The following is an 18,233-nucleotide window of genomic DNA, read 5'->3' on the forward strand; positions in this document are numbered from 1 at the left end:
CTGCGTACGGTCCGGCTTGGGAGGTTCCGGACTTCGCCGGTGCAGAGCCGTAGGGACTATGAGATACCCGTGACGTTCCGGATCTTGCCGACCAATGCGGCAAAACCCGAAACCACAGACTTTTTCCCGCCGACCAGCACCGCCAGCAACTCGTCGTCTTCCCATTCCAACAAGTCGGCGAACCGGTTTTGTTCATCCTCATCCGCCAGAAGATAATGCGTTTCCAGATAGTGCAGCAGCAAAATATCCAGCTCTACGACGCCTCGGCGGCATCGCCATTTCAGCTTTTCGAACGAACGCATCAACCTTCCTGCCGTTGCAGCAGAAGTTTTTTGATTTCCGCGATCGCTTTGGCCGGATTGAGACTTTTCGGACAGGTATCGGTGCAGTTCATGATCGTATGGCAGCGGTACAGCTTGAACGGGTCTTCGAGCTCGTCGAGGCGCTGGCCGGTGTTTTCGTCGCGGCTGTCGTTAATCCAGCGATAGGCCTGCAGGAGTACCGCCGGCCCCAGGTAGCGCTCGCTGTTCCACCAGTAGCTCGGGCAGCTCGTCGAGCAGCAGAAGCACAGGATGCAATCGTACAGCCCGTCCAGCTTGGCCCGGTCTTCACGGCTTTGCAGGCGTTCGCTGTCGGCAGGCGGCGGCGTTTGGGTTTCGATCCAGGGTTTGATCGAAGCGTATTGGGCGAATAAATGGTTCAGGTCGGGCACCAAGTCTTTCACCACTTGGGCGTGCGGCAACGGGAATATTCGTATCGTGTCGGGCAGCGAATCGATCGCCTTGGTGCAGGCCAGGGTATTTTTGCCGTCGATGTTCATCGCGCAGGAACCGCAGACCCCTTCCCGGCAGGAGCGGCGGAACGTCAAGGTGCTGTCGACCTCGTTTTTGATTTTGATGATCGCATCGAGCACCATCGCTCCGCAGTGTTCCGCGTCCAGTTCATAGACGTCGATGCGAGGATTGTCGCCGGTTTCCGGGTCCCAGCGGTAGATCTCGAAGCGGCGGATATTTTTGACGCCAGCGGGCGCATGATGCGTTTTTCCCTTTTGCACGCGCGAATTTTTCGGCAGAGTAAATTCGGCCATCAATAAATCCTCTCTTTCGGTGGGAAAGCCTCGACTTCGTCGGTCAGCGTAAACAGATGCACCGGCCGGTAGTCGATTTTGACCTGATTGCCCGGCAGCCAGGTCAGCGTATGTTTGAGCCAGTTCGCATCGTCGCGGTTCGGATAATCTTCGCGCGCATGCCCTCCCCGGCTTTCCTTCCGGTTGCCGGCCGCGCTGATCGTGACCAACGCCTGGCTCAGCAGATTATCGAGCTCCAGCGTTTCGACCAGGTCGGTGTTCCAGATCAGCGAACGGTCTTTCAGGGAAACATCCGCAAACGAGGCGCGAATCTCGGCCATCGCCTTGATCCCTTCATCCAGCGTCGACTGGGTCCGGAACACGGCCGCCTTCGCCTGCATCGTTTTCTGCATGTCCAACCGAATCTCGGCGGTCGGACGGCCTCCCTGCGCATGGCGAATTTTGTCGAAACGGGCAATCGCCCGGTCGGCCGCATCCTTGCGTAGCGGCTTATGCGCATCGCCCGGTTTGATCAGTTGGGCGCAACGGATCGCGGCGGCACGTCCGAACACGATGATGTCGAGCAGCGAGTTCGAACCGAGCCGATTTGCGCCATGCACCGAGACGCAGGCCGCCTCGCCGATCGCCATCAAGCCCGGCACCACATGGTCGGGATTGCCGTCCTTCAGCGTCACGACTTCGGTATTGTAGTTGGTCGGAATGCCGCCCATGTTGTAATGCACGGTCGGCAGGACCGGAATCGGCTCCTTGGTCACGTCGACGCCGGCGAAAATGCGTGAGGTTTCGGCGATGCCAGGCAGGCGTTCATGGATGATCGCCGGATCCAGATGTTCGATGTGCAGATAGATGTGATCTTTCAGCCTGCCGACGCCGCGGCCCTCGTTGATCTCGATCGTCATCGCCCGGCTGACGATGTCGCGCGAAGCCAGATCGCGCGCAGACGGCGCATAACGTTCCATGAAGCGTTCGCCTTCGGCGTTGGTCAGATAACCGCCCTCCCCGCGCACCCCTTCGGTAATCAGGCAGCCCGAACCGTAAATGCCGGTCGGATGGAACTGTACGAATTCCATGTCCTGCAGCGCAAGGCCCGCGCGCAGCACCATCGCGTTGCCGTCGCCGGTCACCGTATGCGCCGAGGTACAGGAGAAATAGCTGCGCCCGTAACCGCCGGTCGCGAGCACGGTCATATGCGCCTTGAACAGATGCAGCGAACCGTCGTCCAGAGACCATGCCAGCACGCCGCGGCAGACGCCGTCTTCCATGATCAGATCGAGCACGATAAATTCGACGAAAAATTCGGCGTTGTGCTTCAGTGACTGCTGGTACAAGGTGTGCAGGATCGCATGGCCGGTCTTGTCCGCCGCCGCGCAGGTGCGCTGGGCGCGTCCCTTGCCGTAATGGGTGGACATGCCGCCAAACGCGCGCTGGTAGATCTTACCTTCCGGCGTCCGGGAAAACGGTACTCCGTAATGTTCGAGCTCGATGATCGCCGGAATCGCTTCCCGGCACATGTATTCGATCGCGTCCTGGTCGCCGAGCCAGTCGGAACCCTTGACCGTGTCGTACATGTGAAAACGCCAGTCGTCCTCGCCCATGTTGCCGAGCGCCGCGCTGATGCCTCCTTGCGCCGCGACGGTATGGCTGCGGGTAGGAAAAACCTTGGTGATGCAGGCGGTTTTCAGGTTTTTTTCGGCCATCCCGAGCGTAGCCCGAAGGCCCGCACCGCCCGCGCCGACGACCAGTACGTCATAGGCATGTTCGATAATCTTGTATGAAGCCGTCATGAATCATCCTGTCTGTAGCGTGCGAAATACGGCCAGCAAAGCAATCAACGAAAGCAGGGCCGCTCCAAGATTGACCAGCCAGATCAATACGATCTTGGAGCCTTCGCGATCGACGTAGTCTTCGATCACCACGCGCAAGCCAAGCGCCGCATGGTAAAACGCCGCTGCCACAAAGGCGATCACACCAACTGTATTTACCGGTGCGGCGAGCCAATCCCGGGTTTCCGCATAGGGGGTAGTCGCACTCAAATCGACCAATTTGACCAACCAGTAGGACAACGGAATCAGCGCCGCGGCGGTGACCCGCTCCATCCACCAGCGCGTGGTCCCGGATCTCGCCGCTCCCAATCCCCGCGCTTTCGCTAAAGGCGTTCGGTATTTCATAAGCTATCCCTACTCGAAAGAACAAAAACCGCCAGCGTCAGCAGCACCGAAGCCGTCAGTTCGATCCAGGCATAGCGGTTCAAAGTGCCGGCCTCGAAACCCTGGCCCGCATCCCAAATCAAATGTCTGATGCCATGGCACAAATGGAAAAACAGAGCATAGATGAATGCCCAGCTTAGAAAACGCATCCCCCCCGAACCGGCGATCGCCTGCGCCGAAGCGTAAGCCTCGGGCCCTGCAGCCAGCGCCGACAAGAGGCAAACGACAGACAAGAGCCCGGCCGACAACAAGACCCCGGTAATCCGGTGAGTAATTGAAAGCACAGCGGTCAACGGCAGCCTGTAGACTTGCAGATGGGGCGAAAGAGGTCTTGGATGTGGCGCGTTCATGGCTTCGATTCCGGAGTGAAGAAAGGGTTAAAAATCGATGCAGCGCCCGTTTTTTTCCCAGTCACCATAGCGGGTCGGCTCAGGCCCTTTAAAGCCGCCGATTTCTTGGTCAGGGGATAACGGTATTGAAGGAATGGACTGCAGGGAGTCGTCCCGTTCCGGTTGCTCAGTTTGTGCCGGGCTGGATGTCGATTGTTCCGTCATCATCGCTGGAGAGCTATCTGAGTGAAAGGAGTTCGTGCGCGAAGGCACAAAAGACGAAGGCTATGACATGACCGCAAATTTCCGCTGCAGCCAATACAAGGCGAATACCAAAAACCCATGAAATTGAAAAATCAGGAATTCGACTTGGTAACCTGTCGCAAAGTTTAACTTTATTATATAAAGCAAAGAGCCCCGGTAACAAGGCCTAAAAGCACATTGGCGGGAAAAAATGGTGCCCAGGGACAGAATCGAACTGTCGACACAAGGATTTTCAGTCCTTTGCTCTACCGACTGAGCTACCTGGGCAATGGCTGATGTCAGCCTGTGGGGATAAATCTATTTGAATGATCTGCGGCAATGGTGCCCAGGGACAGAATCGAACTGTCGACACAAGGATTTTCAGTCCTTTGCTCTACCGACTGAGCTACCTGGGCTTGCCTGCAAAAAGACGCATATTTAAACCGATAATCGGCAGTACGTCAACAAAAAAGTTTTTTAAAGTTAGGGTAAAGAAATCACTCCCAAGCGATTCAACCCGTTACCGAAATTCCCGACAGGCGCGCTCGTTGCGCCTCGCCTAAGTTTTTGCCGAAGCGATTTCCAGATTCAATGGTCTATCGCGGATAAGGCCTGATCAGCGCGGAAATAATCGGTTAGAATAGACGATTTTATGCGGGAACCGCCTTATGAGCGCCTTTTCGTTTATTGCATTTTTTAGCCCTGCTTGTATGGAACAAGTCGGGCAATAACGGGCGATGGTCGGACCCAACTCCACTCTGGCATAACAAATAATAAAATCAACGTGCAAAAGTCTTCCCCCCAGTACCTCGTCGGCATTGATCTCGGCACGACCCATACCGTGGTCGCCTATGCGAAAATAGGCGAAGCCCCCATCAACCTTCGGATCTTCGAGATCGAGCAATTAACCGCACCGGGCCAGGTCGCGGCCAGAACCCTATTGCCGTCGGTCCGTTATCATCCCGCCGAAGGCGAACTGTCCCAAGCGGATATCGTGTTTGCCGCGGAAGCGGACAACGCAGTAATCGGCGAAGCCGCGCGCGTACTCGGTGCCAAAACCAAAGGACGCCTGGTCGCCAGCGCGAAAAGCTGGCTGTCGCATCCTTCGGTCGATCACGGCGCCGGGATTCTGCCCTGGGGCGGCAGCGATGACACCAGCAAAGTCTCTCCGATCGACGCGAGCGCGAGCTATCTTGCGCATGTCCGCAAAGTTTGGGGCCACCGTTTCAAGGATGCACCGCTTGCGGATCAGGACATCGTGATCACGGTGCCCGCCTCGTTCGACGAAGCGGCGCGCTCGCTCACGCTCGAAGCCGCGCGGCGGGCCGGCTTGCCCAAGGTCCGGCTGCTCGAAGAACCGCAGGCGGTCTGCTACGACTGGCTTCGGCGGAATGCCGGCAACATCGGCGAACTCCTTGCCGATGTGCATCTGCTGCTGATTTGCGATGTCGGCGGCGGCACCACCGACCTGACCCTGATCAAGGTCGAGCACGAGGGCCCGGAGCCGAAACTGACTCGGATCGGGGTCGGCGACCACCTGATGCTCGGCGGCGACAATATCGATCTGGCACTCGCGCATCTGGCCGAAAGCCGGCTGCTCCGCGGCGAACAGCGTCTATCCGCGGCCGAATTGTCGCAATTGCTGGAGCAGTGCCGGATCGCGAAGGAGCGCCTGTTGGCCGACGGTGCACCCGAACAGGTCAACGTGACGCTGCTTGGCGGCGGCTCGAAGTTGATCGGCGGCTCCCGGGCCGCGACTTTAAGCCGCGAGGAAGTTCGCGCCATCGCACTGGACGGTTTTTTTCCGTTATCGGGACGCGACGACCTGCCGGATCGGAAACGCAGCGGCGTCGTCGAATTCGGACTCCCGTACGCGGCGGAACCGGCGGTCAGCAAACATATCGCGGCGTTTTTGAAACTGCATGAAAGCGCCGCGCGTGAAGCCACGCTGGGGCACGGCAGCGCGCCCGATGCATTGCTGGTTAACGGAGGCGTGTTCCGCAGTCAGACCTTAAGCCATAGGATCGAGGAGCTCTGCCGGTCCTGGAATAACGGCAAACTGACCCTCCTCGAAAACCGCCATCCGGAACTCGCGGTCGCCTTCGGCGCGGTCAGTTACGCGCTGGCCCGGCGCGAGAAAAAACTCAAGATCGGCGGCGGCGCGGCGCGCAGCTATTTCTTGCTGATCGATACCGGCTCTGCGGAACAACAGCAAGGCGTCTGCGTTCTCCCGAAAGGCAGCGAGGAAGGCGACGAAGTGATCTTGAAAGACCGCCGTTTCGCGTTGCGCCTCGGCATGCCGGTGCGCTTCCATCTGTGCTCGATGTCCGGCGATACGCCTTACAAGCCGGGCGATATCGCCGACATGACCGAACAATTCCATTCCCTGCCGCCGCTGGCAGCCGCCTTCGAGAGCGAAGACAGCCAGGCCGGCAGCGAAGAAATCGTACAGTTGTCGGTCACCCAGACCGAAATCGGCACACTGAAAATCGAATGCGTCTCGGTGCAAGACAGCAGCCGGCGCTGGAATGTCGAATTCCAGATTCGCTCCCGCGGCCAAACGGCACTGACCGCCGACGTTTCATTGCCGCCGCAGTTCGATAAAGCGGCCGAACAAATCCGCGCCGTGTTCGGCTCGAAATCGAAAGCGATCGATCCGAAAGCGGTCAAAAGCCTGCGCACCGACCTGGAGAAGATCCTCGGCGAAGCGCGCGATGTCTGGCGGACGCCGCTGCTCCGAGCCCTGTTCGCAGAACTGCTCGAAGGCGCCAAATACCGCAAGCGCTCGGAACACCATGAGCGGGTCTGGTTCAGCCTGACCGGTTTCTGCCTGCGCCCCGGCTTCGGTTTCGCGCTGGACGACTGGCGCGTCGAACAGCTCTGGAAGCTGTATCCGCACGGTTTGCAATTCGTGAATGAAATTCAGAACTGGGCCGAATGGTGGACGCTGTGGCGGCGGATCGCAGGCGGTCTGACAGAATCCGCGCAGGAACAGCTTTTTGCGGACATTGCCAAATATATCAATCCTGCCTCCGCACGCCAGCCCGGCGTCGCCAAGCAGCTGAAGGTGCGCAGTTTCGACGACATCGTGCGCCTCGCGGCCGTGCTCGAACGCCTTCCGGTCGAGAAAAAAATCCAGCTGGGCGAATGGCTGCTCAATCGCCTGCAAAAGCCCGGCGAATCGAACCAGAGTTGGTGGGCCCTAGGCCGTATCGGCGCCCGGATGCCGTTTCACGGCAGCAGCCACAATGTAATCCCGCCCGAAACCGCGGCACTTTGGCTCCGGCAAATTGCACAGGCCGACTGGAAAAAAATTCCGCAGGCCGGTTTTGCGGCAACGCTGATCGCCCGGATGAGCGGCGACCGCGCCCGCGATATCGATGAAGAAACGCACCGCCAAGTCGCCGAGAAGCTCCGGCTCGCAAAGGCGCCGTCTTCCTGGATCGAGTTAGTCGAAAGCTATAAGGAACTCGATGAAAAAGAAGAACAACAGATTTTCGGCGAAGCGTTGCCGCCCGGCTTGAAATTGATCAACAAAAATTAGAAACCACCCACCAAAATGAAACTGATCGGCCTCATTCTATTCCTGGGTCTCATTGCGCTTTATTTTCTGGACGCCGCGTTCCGGCTCGAGATGCTGACGCTCGAAATGCTGGGGCACATCGCGCTCCGTTTTTTTACCGGCTTCCTGATCCTCGGCATCGGCGTGTTTTACGAGCATGTGATCCGCTTTAAAAGCTCCGTTTTCATCATTCTGGCGCTGCTGCTCGGCGACGACATTTTCGATTACTATCGGAATGTGAATAGCTTCACGCCGGAGGTCATCCTGCTAAGCATTTATATGCTGCTGTGGGGCGCATTAACGGGATATGTCACAATGCGGTACATTAAAAAATCGTGGAGTCGTCAATAATTACCGCATTTTTTCATTTCCGTACAAATCACCCCCGAAAGGTTTCACTCGGCGCTCCCTGATACATGCTGTTTAATTCGTACAGTTTCATTTTCGCCTATCTCCCGATCGTATTTTTCGGCTATTTCGGATTGGGGCGCCGCAGTCCCAGACTCGCTGCAGCCTGGCTCGCCCTGGCCTCCATTTTTTTTTACGGCTGGTGGGATTTTCGCTTTACCGCCCTGCTGCTGGGTTCGATTGCGGTCAACTATGGCGCCGGCTACGCGATTGCCAAGCAAACCGTTCTCCGTCCGAAATGCCTGTTGATTCTGGCGATTGCGCTCAATCTGTCGCTGCTCGGTTATTTCAAGTATTTCAATTTTTTTATCGATAACCTGAACCGGTTGACCGGCGCCGGCTTGGAAAATGCGCCGATTCTGCTGCCGTTAGGGATCTCGTTTTTTACCTTTACCCAAATCGCTTTTCTGGTCGACAGCTATCAAGGCAAGGCCAGGGAATACAATTTCGTGCATTATTCGCTGTTCGTAACCTATTTTCCGCATTTGATCGCCGGCCCCGTCCTGCATCATAAGGAAATGATGCCGCAGTTCGGCGAACGCGCCAGCTGCCGGATCAATGCGGATAATGTGGCAGTCGGACTCAGCATCTTCATCCTGGGCCTGACCAAGAAAATCCTGCTCGCCGATACCCTGGCCGGGTATGCGACGCCGATTTTCGATGCAGTGCACCGGGGAGGCGAACCGATGCTGGTCGAATCCTGGATTGCCGCGCTCTCGTACACATTCCAGCTCTACTTCGATTTTTCGGCGTATTCGGACATGGCGATCGGCCTATCGCTGATGTTCAATATCCGCCTGCCGGTCAATTTCGATTCACCTTACAAGGCGACCAGCATCATCGAGTTCTGGCGGCGCTGGCACATGACCTTGTCCCGTTTTTTGCGCGACTACCTGTACATCCCGCTGGGCGGCAACCGCAAAGGCAACCTGCGCCGGCATGCGAATCTGATGGCCACGATGCTGCTCGGCGGACTCTGGCACGGCGCCGGCTGGCCGTTCGTGATCTGGGGAGGACTGCACGGCGGTTACCTGATCATCAACCATGCGTGGATCGGGTTCAAACAGCGCATGGGTTGGGGAAACGGCGGCAGAATGGCGCAATTTCTGGCCGGGTTGCTGACTTTTTTTGCGGTAGTCGCTGGCTGGGTGTTTTTCCGGGCGGAAACTTTGAACGACGCGCTCGATGTTCTGCGCGGCATGGCAGGAATGAACGGCTGCGCCTTTTCGAGGAAATTAGCCAACTCCGGAGTCGCCGAATGGCTGAAACCGCTGGGCGTACGCTTCATCGGCACCCTGCCGCTGACCGAATTGGACTCCGGTAAAGCCTTCAAAATTTTATTCGTCTCACTGCTAATCGCTTTCTATTTCCCGAATTTGCAGCAAATTTTCGCCCGCTACCGTCCGGCTTTGTCTAAAGTGTCCGCCAATGAGCAAGGATGGCTGCAGCGGCTCTGTCAGTGGAGCCCCGCAACACTTAAGGCTTGGCTATTGGGGCTGACATTCGCTTATACGCTGCTCAACTTTACCCAAATCAGCGAATTCCTTTATTTCAGGTTTTAACGCTCATGCGCTGTTATCTGACTCATTTACTGGCTTCGGCAACCTTGGCGCTAGCTTCGACGGCTGCTTTTAATTGGTTTACCGATCCTTATGCGATATTCGGAAGCCCTCGTCTCCCGAATATCAATGAAGCAAAACCCCTGGTCACCGACAATATCAGGATATTCAAAATGGTGGGGTATCTGCACCATCCCATGGACGCCCTGATTCTCGGCACATCCCGCGCTCATGTAGGACTCAATCCGAAACACCAGGCATTCAACGGCCTCAGAACCGTCAATCTCGCGATGCCTTCCCAGCCCAATGCAGAGACCGCTTTACTTTTTAAATTCGTTGCCGAACACAATTCTTTACAAATGGCGGTGATCGGCCTGGACTTTTTTGCTTCCAATGCTTACCTGACCTTTACTCCCGATTTCACCCCGGACAACTTTGCGGAAGACAGAAAATGGAAACTGCTGTTTTCCTTCGATACTGTGATGGCAAGCCGAAAAACCTTGTTCCAACAAGGCCGTTTCCCCCCGGCACCGGATGAAGCGATTACCGAGGCCCGGCAAAAATATTCCAAACAGGCGCTGATCAATTCGGAAAAAGGCTATATGTGGGGCGGCGTCTACCTGCCGGGGCCGAAGTGCCGGTTCCGGTTCGAGACCGAGCCTTCGGAGACCGGCAAAATCCAGCATACGCCGCCGTTGGAGGATATACGCGCGCTGATCGCACTGGCGCATCAACATCACGTGAAACTGTACCTGTTCATCTCGCCTTCGCACGCCCGGCAGTGGGAAGTTCTGGCCGCGCTTGGGCTTTGGGATACCTGGGAGGACTGGAAACGCCAACTCGTCCGAATCAACGAGGAAGAAGCCGCCCGCGCGCATCAGAAGCCGTTTCCGTTATGGGATTTCAGCGGCTATCACGGCATTTCGACCGAAAACCTGCCAGATTCGAACGTTCCCGGCGCAGAAATGGCCGGCTACATCGAATCCTCCCATTACAAGCCGGCTATCGGTAATCTGGTGCTGGACCGGCTGTTCGATTTGAAGGTGCCGGGCGGAACATTACCTCAGGATTTCGGAGTCCTGCTGACGCAGGACGCTATCGAGCGGCACCTGGAAGCTATCCGCTCGGCCCGGATGCGTTACCGGCAAACGCATTCCCGCGACATCGCGGAAATCGCCAATTTCGAGAGAGAAGTAAAGCTGCAGAACCGCTGTATCGACTATACCCATCCCGCCCCGGAACCCGTCACGGCTGCCGGTACGGGCACAGGTAAGGTCGCAGTACGATAAATTCGGGCTATTCGATGTACTCCAGGCCGCCCATGTAAGGCAGCAGCGCTTCAGGAATGCGGATCCGCCCTTCGGCATCCTGGTAATTTTCGAGCACCGCGATCAGCGTTCTGCCGGCGGCCAGGCCCGATCCGTTCAACGTGTGCACGAGTTCCGGCTTCCCCGTTTCCGGATTGCGCCAGCGTGCCTGCAGCCGCCGCGCCTGAAAGTCCTTGAAATTGCTGCACGAGGAAATTTCGCGGTAAACGCCCTGCCCGGGCAGCCAGACTTCGAGGTCGTAGGTCTTCGCCGACGAGAAACCGGTGTCGCCGGCGCACAGCAGCATGCGGCGGTACGGCAGATTCAGTTTTTCCAGAACCACTTCCGCATGCCGGGTCAATTCTTCGTGCGCCCTTTCGGAATCGTCCGGCCTGACTACCTGCACGATCTCGACTTTTTCGAACTGGTGCTGGCGGATCATCCCACGCACGTCGCGGCCGTAGGCGCCGGCCTCGCTACGGAAACACGGGCTGTGGCAGACCCGCTTCAGCGGCAGCTCTTTCGCGTCGAGAATCACGTCGCGGACGATATTGGTGACCGGCACTTCCGCGGTCGGAATCAGGTACAGCGGCGGATTGCCGTCCGCCTTGAACAAGTCCGCCTCGAACTTCGGCAACTGGCCGGTACCGCGCAGACTGTCCGCATTGACCAAGTACGGTACATAAGTTTCGCTATAGCCGTGCTCGCCGGTGTGCGTATCGAGCATCAGTTGGATGATTGCCCGCTGCAGCCGGGCCAGCGCGCCGTTCAGCACCACGAAGCGCGCCCCGCTCAGCTTGGCGCCCAGTTCGAAATCCATCCGCTTGTTTCTGGCGCCCAGATCGACATGATCCTTCGGAGTGAAGTCGAACTTAGGCAGTACGCCCCAGCGGCTGATTTCGACGTTGCTGTCCTCGTTCTTGCCGTCGGGCACCGAGACGTCGAGAATGTTCGGAATATACTCCAGCATCGCGGTGATCGACGACTGGATTTCGGCAAGCTCGTTCTCGGCCTGCCGCAATTGATCGCCGAGATGCTGAACCTGGTCCATCAACGGCTGAATATCCTCGCCTTTGGCTTTGGCCTGCCCTATCGCTTTCGAACGGCTGTTGCGTTCGTTTTGCAGGTCCTGGGTTCTGACCTGTACGTCCTTGCGGCGGCTTTCCAGTTCCGCATACGCTTCCGCATCGAAAGCGAAGCCGCGCCTTGCCAATTGCTCGGTCACGTAATCGAGTTCGGTTCTAAATAACTTTGGGTCCAACATGATGAATGGTTATCGGTCTCTCAATAAAAAATCTAGGTCAAATGCGCATGGCCCGGCCAGCTGACGACATGATCGAAATGCAGCCGGGATTGCAGGGTCTCGATCGCCTTGACGACCTTGTCCGGCTCGTCGTAAAACTCCAGGATCAAAGGCAATTCGAGCGACAGATCGACCAAAGACGAGGTATGGATTTCGCGTGAAGCGCCCATCCCCTCGATGCCCCGCAAGACGGTCGCTCCCATAATGCCTATTTCATCGCGCAAGATGTTCAGGGCCTTGCTGATACGAGTATCGCCCTCAAGCGAGAAAATTCTGGCGACCGTTATCGGTTTAATGGTCATATCCGTTCACCCGCCATCAGGCCGAGCCATAATAAAAACAAACAAAACAAGCCGTTGCCGGCAAATACGCCCAAAATCGGATAGAACTGGGTTTCCAACGTGTAGCCGTGCTCGAGCAGATAGAGCACCACATACAAACCCGACAGCGTCAGAAAAGCGCCGGCCATCACCACCATGATCGCGGCGCGGTATTCTGCGGTAATTTCGACATGCTGCAGCAGCAGCGCGGAAACGATGCCGATCAAAAACGCGATCAGCGCATTCACAGTCATGATGGCATAAGGAAAAGCATGGTTTTGCCAATGAATCATGCCGGCCGAATAATAATACAGCGACCGGCCGGCCAACAGGCCGATCCATACCGCCAGCAGGCAGGCGGCGACGCTCAGCGCAATATTGGCCGCAGCCTTGGAAATCGCCCCCTGCTCGATCAGATAGAGCGTTTCGAGCGAAAAACTCGAAAACGTGGTAAAACCACCGAGGAAACCGACCAGAATCGCCGCCCGGTACTCGAGCGCAAATGTCACCCGCTGCAGAATCAAGGCTTCGGCTAGAAGCCCGATCAAAAACGATCCGATCACGTTCACCGCGAGGGTCCCGTAGGGAAAGCCCCGCCCGAGCCATTGGTACACGCCGCTCGACACCAGAAATCGCGCCACCGAACCGAACGCACCGCCGAACGCGATCACGATCAATTGATTCATCTTATCCGTTGTTAGCCGCGCTTGCCTGCGAATTGGGTAGCGATGAAATGCTCGCGGTAATATTGAAGCTCATCGATGGATTCCTTGATATCGTCCAGGGCACGATGCGCCGAAACCTTAGTGAAGCCGTCCTTGATTTCCGGCGCCCAGCGGGCCGCCAATTCCTTCAGGGTCGATACATCGATACTACGGTAATGGAAAAAGGCTTCCAATTGCGGCATGTAACGGAACAGAAAGCGCCGGTCCTGCCCTATCGTATTGCCGCACATAGGAGAGGTTCTGTCCGGAACCCATTGTCTTAAAAACTCAAGCGTCTGCCGCTCGGCTTCGACGGTATCGATCTCGGAAGCCTTGACCCGGTCGATCAGGCCCGACTGGCCGTGGTGCTGCTGATTCCATTCGTCCATCTCGGCCAGTATCGAGTCGGGCTGGTGCACCGCGATGACAGGGCCGTGTGCCAAGATCGCCAGATCCTTGTCGGTTACGATCGTCGCAATCTCGATGATCACGTCCTGATCGGGATTTAATCCCGTCATCTCCAAGTCTATCCAGACAAGACGCTCCGAGTCCAGTGCCATTTAATACCTCTCCATTATGTTCATAAAGTTCCGATTAGTGTAGCATTGGCGAATCTGTATGGCTATTTCTTAAAATAATTCGATTATAACCAGATAACCATGAATACCTTTACCGTTATTTTTATTGTTGCGCTGACGATTTCTTATTGCGTGCAATTTTGGCTGTCCCGGCGTCAATCCGCGTATGTGTTGGCCCATCGCGCCGAAGTCCCCGCCGCATTCGCCAGGTCGGTCCCCCTGGCTGCGCATCAAAAAGCGGCGGACTATACCCTTGCAAAAGGCAAGCTCGGCAAGATCGACAGTATTCTGGGCCTGGTCGTGTTATTGCTGCTGACCCTGGGCGGCGGCATCAATCTCGCGTTTATGTTTTGGTCATCGGTTATCGAATCGCCGATTCTTGCCGGTGTCGTGGCCAGTGCCACGATTTTCCTGGCCATGTCATTGCTGGAATTGCCTACCAGCCTCTATCAGACGTTCGTCATCGAAGAACAATTCGGTTTCAACAAAAGCACGCTCAAACAGTTCTTCAAGGATCATGCGCTGCAACTGGCGCTGGGCGCTGTCATCGGCCTGCCGCTTTTGGCGCTGATTTTGTGGGTCATGGAAAATGTCGGCACTTACTGGTGGCTCCTGGCCTGGGCGATTATGATGGGCTTCTCGCTGCTGATGAGCTGGCTGTTCCCGACGGTTATCGCACCGTTATTCAACAAATTTACCCCGATGGAAGAAGGCGCGCTGAAAGCCCGGATTCAAAAGCTGCTGGACCGCTGCGGTTTCAGCAGCCAGGGCATTTTCGTGATGGACGGCTCCAAACGCTCCGGCCACGGCAACGCCTATTTCACTGGGCTGGGCAACAACAAACGGATCGTGTTTTTCGATACCCTGATCAAATCGCTGGACGACGAAGAGCTTGAGGCGGTGTTGGCCCATGAACTAGGGCATTTCAAATGCAAGCATGTGATCAAGATGCTGGCTGCGACCGCGGTAATGAGCCTGATCAGCCTCGGCATTCTCGGCTGGCTGATCGATCAGTCCTGGTTTTACACGGGTCTCGGCGTCGAGCAGAAATCGAATGCGGCCGCTTTATTGCTGTTCATGCTGGTTTCTCCGGCGTTTACGTTCTTCATGCAGCCGATCAGCGCGTTTTTCCAGCGCAAGTTCGAATTCGAAGCGGACAGCTTCGCTGCCGAACATGCTCAGGCCACCAAAATGATCAGCGGCTTGGTCAAGTTGTATGAAGAAAACGCCAGTACACTGACGCCCGACCCGCTCTATTCAGCCTTTCACTACAGCCATCCGCCGGCTGCGATCCGGATAGCGCATCTGGAGGCGAAAATGGCGGGTCGGTAGTGGCTGAGGTCAAAGAAGGGCTGGCGGTAGCGCATCTGGGCCAGGGCATCGCCGTTGAGGATAACGGCCGGATCATTCTCTGCCAGCCGCTCAGAAAACTGGATACCATTGCGGTAGGCGATAGAGTGCTCTGGTCGGAGGCCGCTCCCGGCCAGGGGCGCATCGAGGAAATTCTGCCCAGACATTCCCTGCTGATGCGCCCTGCCCGTAACGGCAAAACCCGTCCGGTAGCAGCCAACATCGATATGGTTGTGGTAATTTTCGCGATGGAACCGCATTACGACTCCCTTTTAATCGATCAATACCTGGCGATATGCGAAAACAGCAGCTTCAAGGCGTCGCTGGTTCTGAACAAGGCCGATTTGCCGGGAACGGATGAAGCGGATCGGGATCTTGCGGTTTATGCCGCGCTCGGGTATCCCCTCTACAAAGTCAGTGCAAAAACCGGAGAAGGTATGGAACAACTGAAACAGGCGTTGAGGGGGCAAGTCAGCATCTTTACCGGGCAATCCGGAGTCGGTAAATCGTCACTGACCCGCGTATTCATTCCGGACAAGGAGATCAAGATCAACGCGATCTCGGCGTCGGCGAAACTCGGACGGCATACAACCACCGCCGCTACCCTTTATCATCTTAAGGAAGGCGGTGATCTGATAGACAGTCCTGGCGTCGCGATCTTTGGATTGGCCGATTTGACAGCGGACGAACTGGCGTACGGCTATAAGGAATTCCGCCCGTATATCGGCAATTGCCGCTTTAACGATTGCCGGCACGAACAGGATAAAGGTTGCGCGATACGCACGGCGGTCGAAAATGGTACAATACCCGAATGCCGCTATCGGCGTTTTCTGAAGCTTAAAGATAAAATTCCTTTAAAACCGCGTTAACTAATCTTTCGGGCAGCCTTCCAATTTGTATATCGCATAGCCCTGCTCGTCGATTTGTTTGCGCAGCTCGGCGGGCGCCTCTGCGCTATGGCAGAAGTAACATGTCTCCTGGGTAACTACTGCGTCGGAATGACCGATGCTTTCGAGCCATTTTCTGGCACATTCCAGCGCTTTTTGCGGATCCTGTTCGTCGATAACCACATCAAAATGCATGATGCCGCCTTTGGCCTTTTTTGCATAAGTGTCGAATACGTGAGAAACGGGCATAGCGATTCCATAAAAAACCGGTGGAGCAAACCACCGGCGCATAAAATGCTTTACTAAGGGATATTATCCGAATTTTGAAGAATTTGCACGACTTTACAAGAAATCGAATCACCCTTGCAACTTATAAAAATCCCTTAAAATAAGGTAATTTTCATATAGTATCGATTCGATATGTTGATAGATTATGGTATAATGCTATCCAATGTCAAGAATTTTTAAATACGTATAAACGTAATGGAAAAAATAGCCATATTTGAAGTCATTGAGCGTATGTCAGCATTGATTCGGTCCGAAGAGCGAAAGAAGTGCACCGAGCTCGGGCTACAGCCGGTCCATTTTCAGGTTCTGGATTATCTATCGCGCTGCAATCGCTTCAGCGACTCGCCCGCGGCATTGACCAATTACCTGGGCATGACCCGCGGCACCGTTTCGCAAACGCTGCAGCTTTTGGAAAAAAAAGGCTATATCAAAAAAACGACCGACAGTAATGACCGGCGCATGGTGCACATCAGCCTTCTGGAGGAAGGCGAAGCGGTATTGTCCGAAGCCCGTTCCACCGACTTTTTCCGCCAGGCCTCGACATTCCTGAATGAAGACGTCGACGCGGAAAAAGTCTTTTCGGATACGTTAGTGGCTTTGCAAAAGGCACACAAATTTCAGACGTTCGGTTTATGCAAGACCTGTAAATATTTCACCCGTCAAAGCGATGGTTTCTTCTGCGGCCTGACTCAGGAAAAACTCAGCCAGAAAGACAGCGAAAAGATTTGCCAGGAGCATACCGTCAATTAACACGGGAAAACCGGACTCGGCAACGAATCTTGATCGCTTGTTGCGCCTTTTAGGAAATCAGGCCAACGATCCAGCTTCTTCCCGCTTTTCCGATTGTCTGGCCAATGCCCATTGCACATGCTCTTTGACCAGCTCGGATGAATGCTCCAGCCTAGCCTTTAAAGCCTCGATCACTTCCGGAGCGTGGGAGGCATTTCCGAGGGCAACTGCGATATTTCTGAGCCAGCGCTCGTAACCGATCCGCCTGATCGCGGAACCTTCGGTCCGGGTCAAAAAGGTCTGTTCGTCCCAGGCGAACACATCGAGCAAGTGCTGCGCATTCAGCCTATGTCTCGGCTTGAAGTCGTTTTCGGCTGTCAGTTTGGCAAAACGGTTCCAGGGACAGATCAATTGGCAATCGTCGCAGCCGTAAATCCGATTGCCGATTAATGGCCGCAGGGCTTCCGGAATCGAACCGTGCAGTTCGATGGTCAGATAAGAGACGCAACGGCGCGCATCGACCCGGAAAGGCGCCACGATCGCCCGGGTCGGACAGATGTCCAAACAAGCGGTGCACGACCCGCAATGCATCGCGGCCGGCGGATCGATCGGCAACGGCAGGTCGGTGTAGATTTCCCCCAGAAAAAACCAGGAACCCGCTTTACGGTTGATTAAATTGGAATGCTTGCCTATCCAGCCGAGCCCGGCTTTCTCCGCCAACGCTTTTTCGAGCACCGGGGCACTGTCGACGAATGCCCGATAGCCGAACGGACCGGCTTCCGTCTGAATTTTATCGGCCAGCTTCTGCAGACGGCTGCGGATCAGTTTGTGATAATCACGGCCAAGCGCATATCTCGAAATGTACGCTTCGGCGGGGCCGGCCAGGGTTTTGTGCATTGCTCCGGACGGCTCGGAAAGATAATCCATCCGTACCGAAATAATTCGCACGGTGCCCGGCTGTAAAAGGGCCGGACGGCTGCGCTTAAGCCCATGCCGGTGCATGTAGTCCATTTCGCCGTGAAAATTATCGTCCAGCCAGGCCTGCAGATGCCGCTCTGCCTGCTCCAGGTCGGTGTCGGCAATGCCGACTTGCTGGAAGCCGAGTTCCAGGCCCCATTGCTTGATCTGCACGGCAAGCCGCTGCAGGTCTTCATCATTACGGATTGATGACATCGTCAAGTTTTTCAATCAGGCTATAAAACAAACAGGGCGGCCGAAGCCGCCCTTCACTGGGAAATTTCCGGTACCGCTTCAGTGCGGCCTTTTGACAGCCTTCATATTTGTCCTCCTACCGGTTTGCCGATATTGATGCTCCGGTCATCGCCCTTATCGGGTTTGTGCAAGGTAGGTCGACCTGTCGAATCGTTGTCGT

19 protein-coding genes and 2 tRNA genes are annotated in these 18,233 nt (G+C 55.9%); 7 read left to right on the top strand and 14 right to left on the bottom strand.

Annotated features, from left to right (window positions below; genetic code table 11):
* Nucleotides 1-56 precede the first annotated feature (56 nt).
* From JJL52_RS11035 to JJL52_RS11070, 8 genes are all read right to left on the bottom strand, one after another.
* The gene (locus JJL52_RS11035; protein WP_202052464.1) at nucleotides 57-302 is read right to left on the bottom strand and encodes an FAD assembly factor SdhE; all 246 of its coding nucleotides are present in this window, start codon (nucleotides 300-302) and stop codon (nucleotides 57-59) included.
* On the bottom strand, nucleotides 302-1,087 hold the full coding sequence (locus JJL52_RS11040; RefSeq protein ID WP_236994199.1) for a succinate dehydrogenase iron-sulfur subunit: 786 nt from the start codon (nucleotides 1,085-1,087) through the stop codon (nucleotides 302-304). Before JJL52_RS11040 ends, JJL52_RS11035 begins: the two co-directional genes overlap by 1 nt.
* Nucleotides 1,087-2,871, bottom strand: a complete 1,785-nt coding sequence (gene sdhA, locus JJL52_RS11045; RefSeq protein ID WP_202052465.1) for a succinate dehydrogenase flavoprotein subunit — start codon at nucleotides 2,869-2,871, stop codon at nucleotides 1,087-1,089. Before sdhA ends, JJL52_RS11040 begins: the two co-directional genes overlap by 1 nt.
* Nucleotides 2,872-2,874: 3 nt before the next feature.
* Nucleotides 2,875-3,255: a succinate dehydrogenase, hydrophobic membrane anchor protein gene (sdhD, locus tag JJL52_RS11050; protein ID WP_202052466.1), complete on the bottom strand. Its 381-nt coding sequence runs from the start codon at nucleotides 3,253-3,255 to the stop codon at nucleotides 2,875-2,877.
* Entirely contained in the window at nucleotides 3,252-3,644 is a 393-nt protein-coding gene (sdhC, locus tag JJL52_RS11055) for a succinate dehydrogenase, cytochrome b556 subunit (protein WP_202052467.1), read from the bottom strand. The genes sdhD and sdhC overlap by 4 nt, the downstream gene beginning before the upstream one ends.
* A gap of 27 nt (nucleotides 3,645-3,671) precedes the next feature.
* Complete coding sequence (locus tag JJL52_RS11060; RefSeq protein ID WP_236994200.1) at nucleotides 3,672-3,848, bottom strand: DUF1674 domain-containing protein; 177 nt, start codon at nucleotides 3,846-3,848, stop codon at nucleotides 3,672-3,674.
* Nucleotides 3,849-4,078: 230 nt separating this feature from the next.
* Nucleotides 4,079-4,154 (bottom strand) — tRNA-Phe (locus JJL52_RS11065).
* A 52-nt stretch (nucleotides 4,155-4,206) separates the two neighbouring features.
* Nucleotides 4,207-4,282 (bottom strand) — tRNA-Phe (locus tag JJL52_RS11070).
* A gap of 368 nt (nucleotides 4,283-4,650) precedes the next feature.
* Between JJL52_RS11070 and JJL52_RS11075 the strand changes: the two genes are divergently transcribed.
* From JJL52_RS11075 to JJL52_RS11090, 4 genes are all read left to right on the top strand, one after another.
* Entirely contained in the window at nucleotides 4,651-7,410 is a 2,760-nt protein-coding gene (locus JJL52_RS11075) for an Hsp70 family protein (RefSeq protein WP_202052469.1), read from the top strand.
* A gap of 15 nt (nucleotides 7,411-7,425) precedes the next feature.
* Entirely contained in the window at nucleotides 7,426-7,779 is a 354-nt protein-coding gene (locus tag JJL52_RS11080) for a hypothetical protein (RefSeq protein ID WP_202052470.1), read from the top strand.
* A 65-nt stretch (nucleotides 7,780-7,844) separates the two neighbouring features.
* The gene (locus JJL52_RS11085; RefSeq protein ID WP_202052471.1) at nucleotides 7,845-9,398 is read left to right on the top strand and encodes an MBOAT family O-acyltransferase; all 1,554 of its coding nucleotides are present in this window, start codon (nucleotides 7,845-7,847) and stop codon (nucleotides 9,396-9,398) included.
* 5 nt (nucleotides 9,399-9,403) lie between these two features.
* Nucleotides 9,404-10,684 carry a hypothetical protein gene (locus JJL52_RS11090; protein ID WP_202052472.1) on the top strand — a complete coding sequence of 427 codons (1,281 nt, stop codon included), beginning with the start codon at nucleotides 9,404-9,406 and terminating at the stop codon, nucleotides 10,682-10,684.
* Nucleotides 10,685-10,691: 7 nt separating this feature from the next.
* Here the strand turns inward: JJL52_RS11090 and serS are convergent, their stop codons facing one another.
* From serS to orn, 4 genes are read right to left on the bottom strand one after another with little or no spacing between them, the layout of a single operon-like run.
* A complete protein-coding gene (gene serS, locus JJL52_RS11095) occupies nucleotides 10,692-11,966 on the bottom strand; it encodes a serine--tRNA ligase (RefSeq protein ID WP_202052473.1) in 1,275 nt (424 codons plus the stop codon).
* Nucleotides 11,967-11,998: 32 nt separating this feature from the next.
* A complete protein-coding gene (locus JJL52_RS11100; RefSeq protein ID WP_202052474.1) occupies nucleotides 11,999-12,307 on the bottom strand; it encodes a DUF190 domain-containing protein in 309 nt (102 codons plus the stop codon).
* Nucleotides 12,304-13,011 (bottom strand): fluoride efflux transporter CrcB, encoded by a 708-nt coding sequence (crcB, locus tag JJL52_RS11105; RefSeq protein ID WP_202052475.1) that lies wholly within the window; start codon nucleotides 13,009-13,011, stop codon nucleotides 12,304-12,306. The genes JJL52_RS11100 and crcB overlap by 4 nt, the downstream gene beginning before the upstream one ends.
* An 11-nt stretch (nucleotides 13,012-13,022) precedes the next feature.
* Nucleotides 13,023-13,589 (bottom strand): oligoribonuclease, encoded by a 567-nt coding sequence (gene orn / locus JJL52_RS11110; RefSeq protein WP_202052476.1) that lies wholly within the window; start codon nucleotides 13,587-13,589, stop codon nucleotides 13,023-13,025.
* A 99-nt stretch (nucleotides 13,590-13,688) separates the two neighbouring features.
* Here orn and JJL52_RS11115 point away from each other — a divergent pair, with 99 nt between their 5' ends.
* Both JJL52_RS11115 and rsgA read left to right on the top strand, forming a co-directional pair.
* The gene (locus tag JJL52_RS11115; protein ID WP_202052477.1) at nucleotides 13,689-14,939 is read left to right on the top strand and encodes a M48 family metallopeptidase; all 1,251 of its coding nucleotides are present in this window, start codon (nucleotides 13,689-13,691) and stop codon (nucleotides 14,937-14,939) included.
* Nucleotides 14,939-15,826 (top strand): ribosome small subunit-dependent GTPase A, encoded by an 888-nt coding sequence (gene rsgA / locus JJL52_RS11120; RefSeq protein WP_202052478.1) that lies wholly within the window; start codon nucleotides 14,939-14,941, stop codon nucleotides 15,824-15,826. Before JJL52_RS11115 ends, rsgA begins: the two co-directional genes overlap by 1 nt.
* On the opposite strand, the gene JJL52_RS11125 is transcribed toward rsgA, so the two are convergent.
* On the bottom strand, nucleotides 15,827-16,093 hold the full coding sequence (locus JJL52_RS11125) for a DUF2024 family protein (protein WP_202052479.1): 267 nt from the start codon (nucleotides 16,091-16,093) through the stop codon (nucleotides 15,827-15,829). It abuts the gene before it with no gap.
* A gap of 234 nt (nucleotides 16,094-16,327) precedes the next feature.
* Between JJL52_RS11125 and JJL52_RS11130 the strand changes: the two genes are divergently transcribed.
* A complete protein-coding gene (locus JJL52_RS11130) occupies nucleotides 16,328-16,882 on the top strand; it encodes a MarR family winged helix-turn-helix transcriptional regulator (RefSeq protein ID WP_202052480.1) in 555 nt (184 codons plus the stop codon).
* Between the two features lie 57 nt (nucleotides 16,883-16,939).
* On the opposite strand, the gene queG is transcribed toward JJL52_RS11130, so the two are convergent.
* Complete coding sequence (gene queG / locus JJL52_RS11135) at nucleotides 16,940-18,034, bottom strand: tRNA epoxyqueuosine(34) reductase QueG (RefSeq protein WP_202052481.1); 1,095 nt, start codon at nucleotides 18,032-18,034, stop codon at nucleotides 16,940-16,942.
* Nucleotides 18,035-18,233: the final 199 nt, after the last annotated feature.

It is taken from the genome of Candidatus Methylomicrobium oryzae (genome assembly GCF_016745425.1).
Lineage (GTDB): Bacteria > Pseudomonadota > Gammaproteobacteria > Methylococcales > Methylomonadaceae > Methylomicrobium > Methylomicrobium oryzae.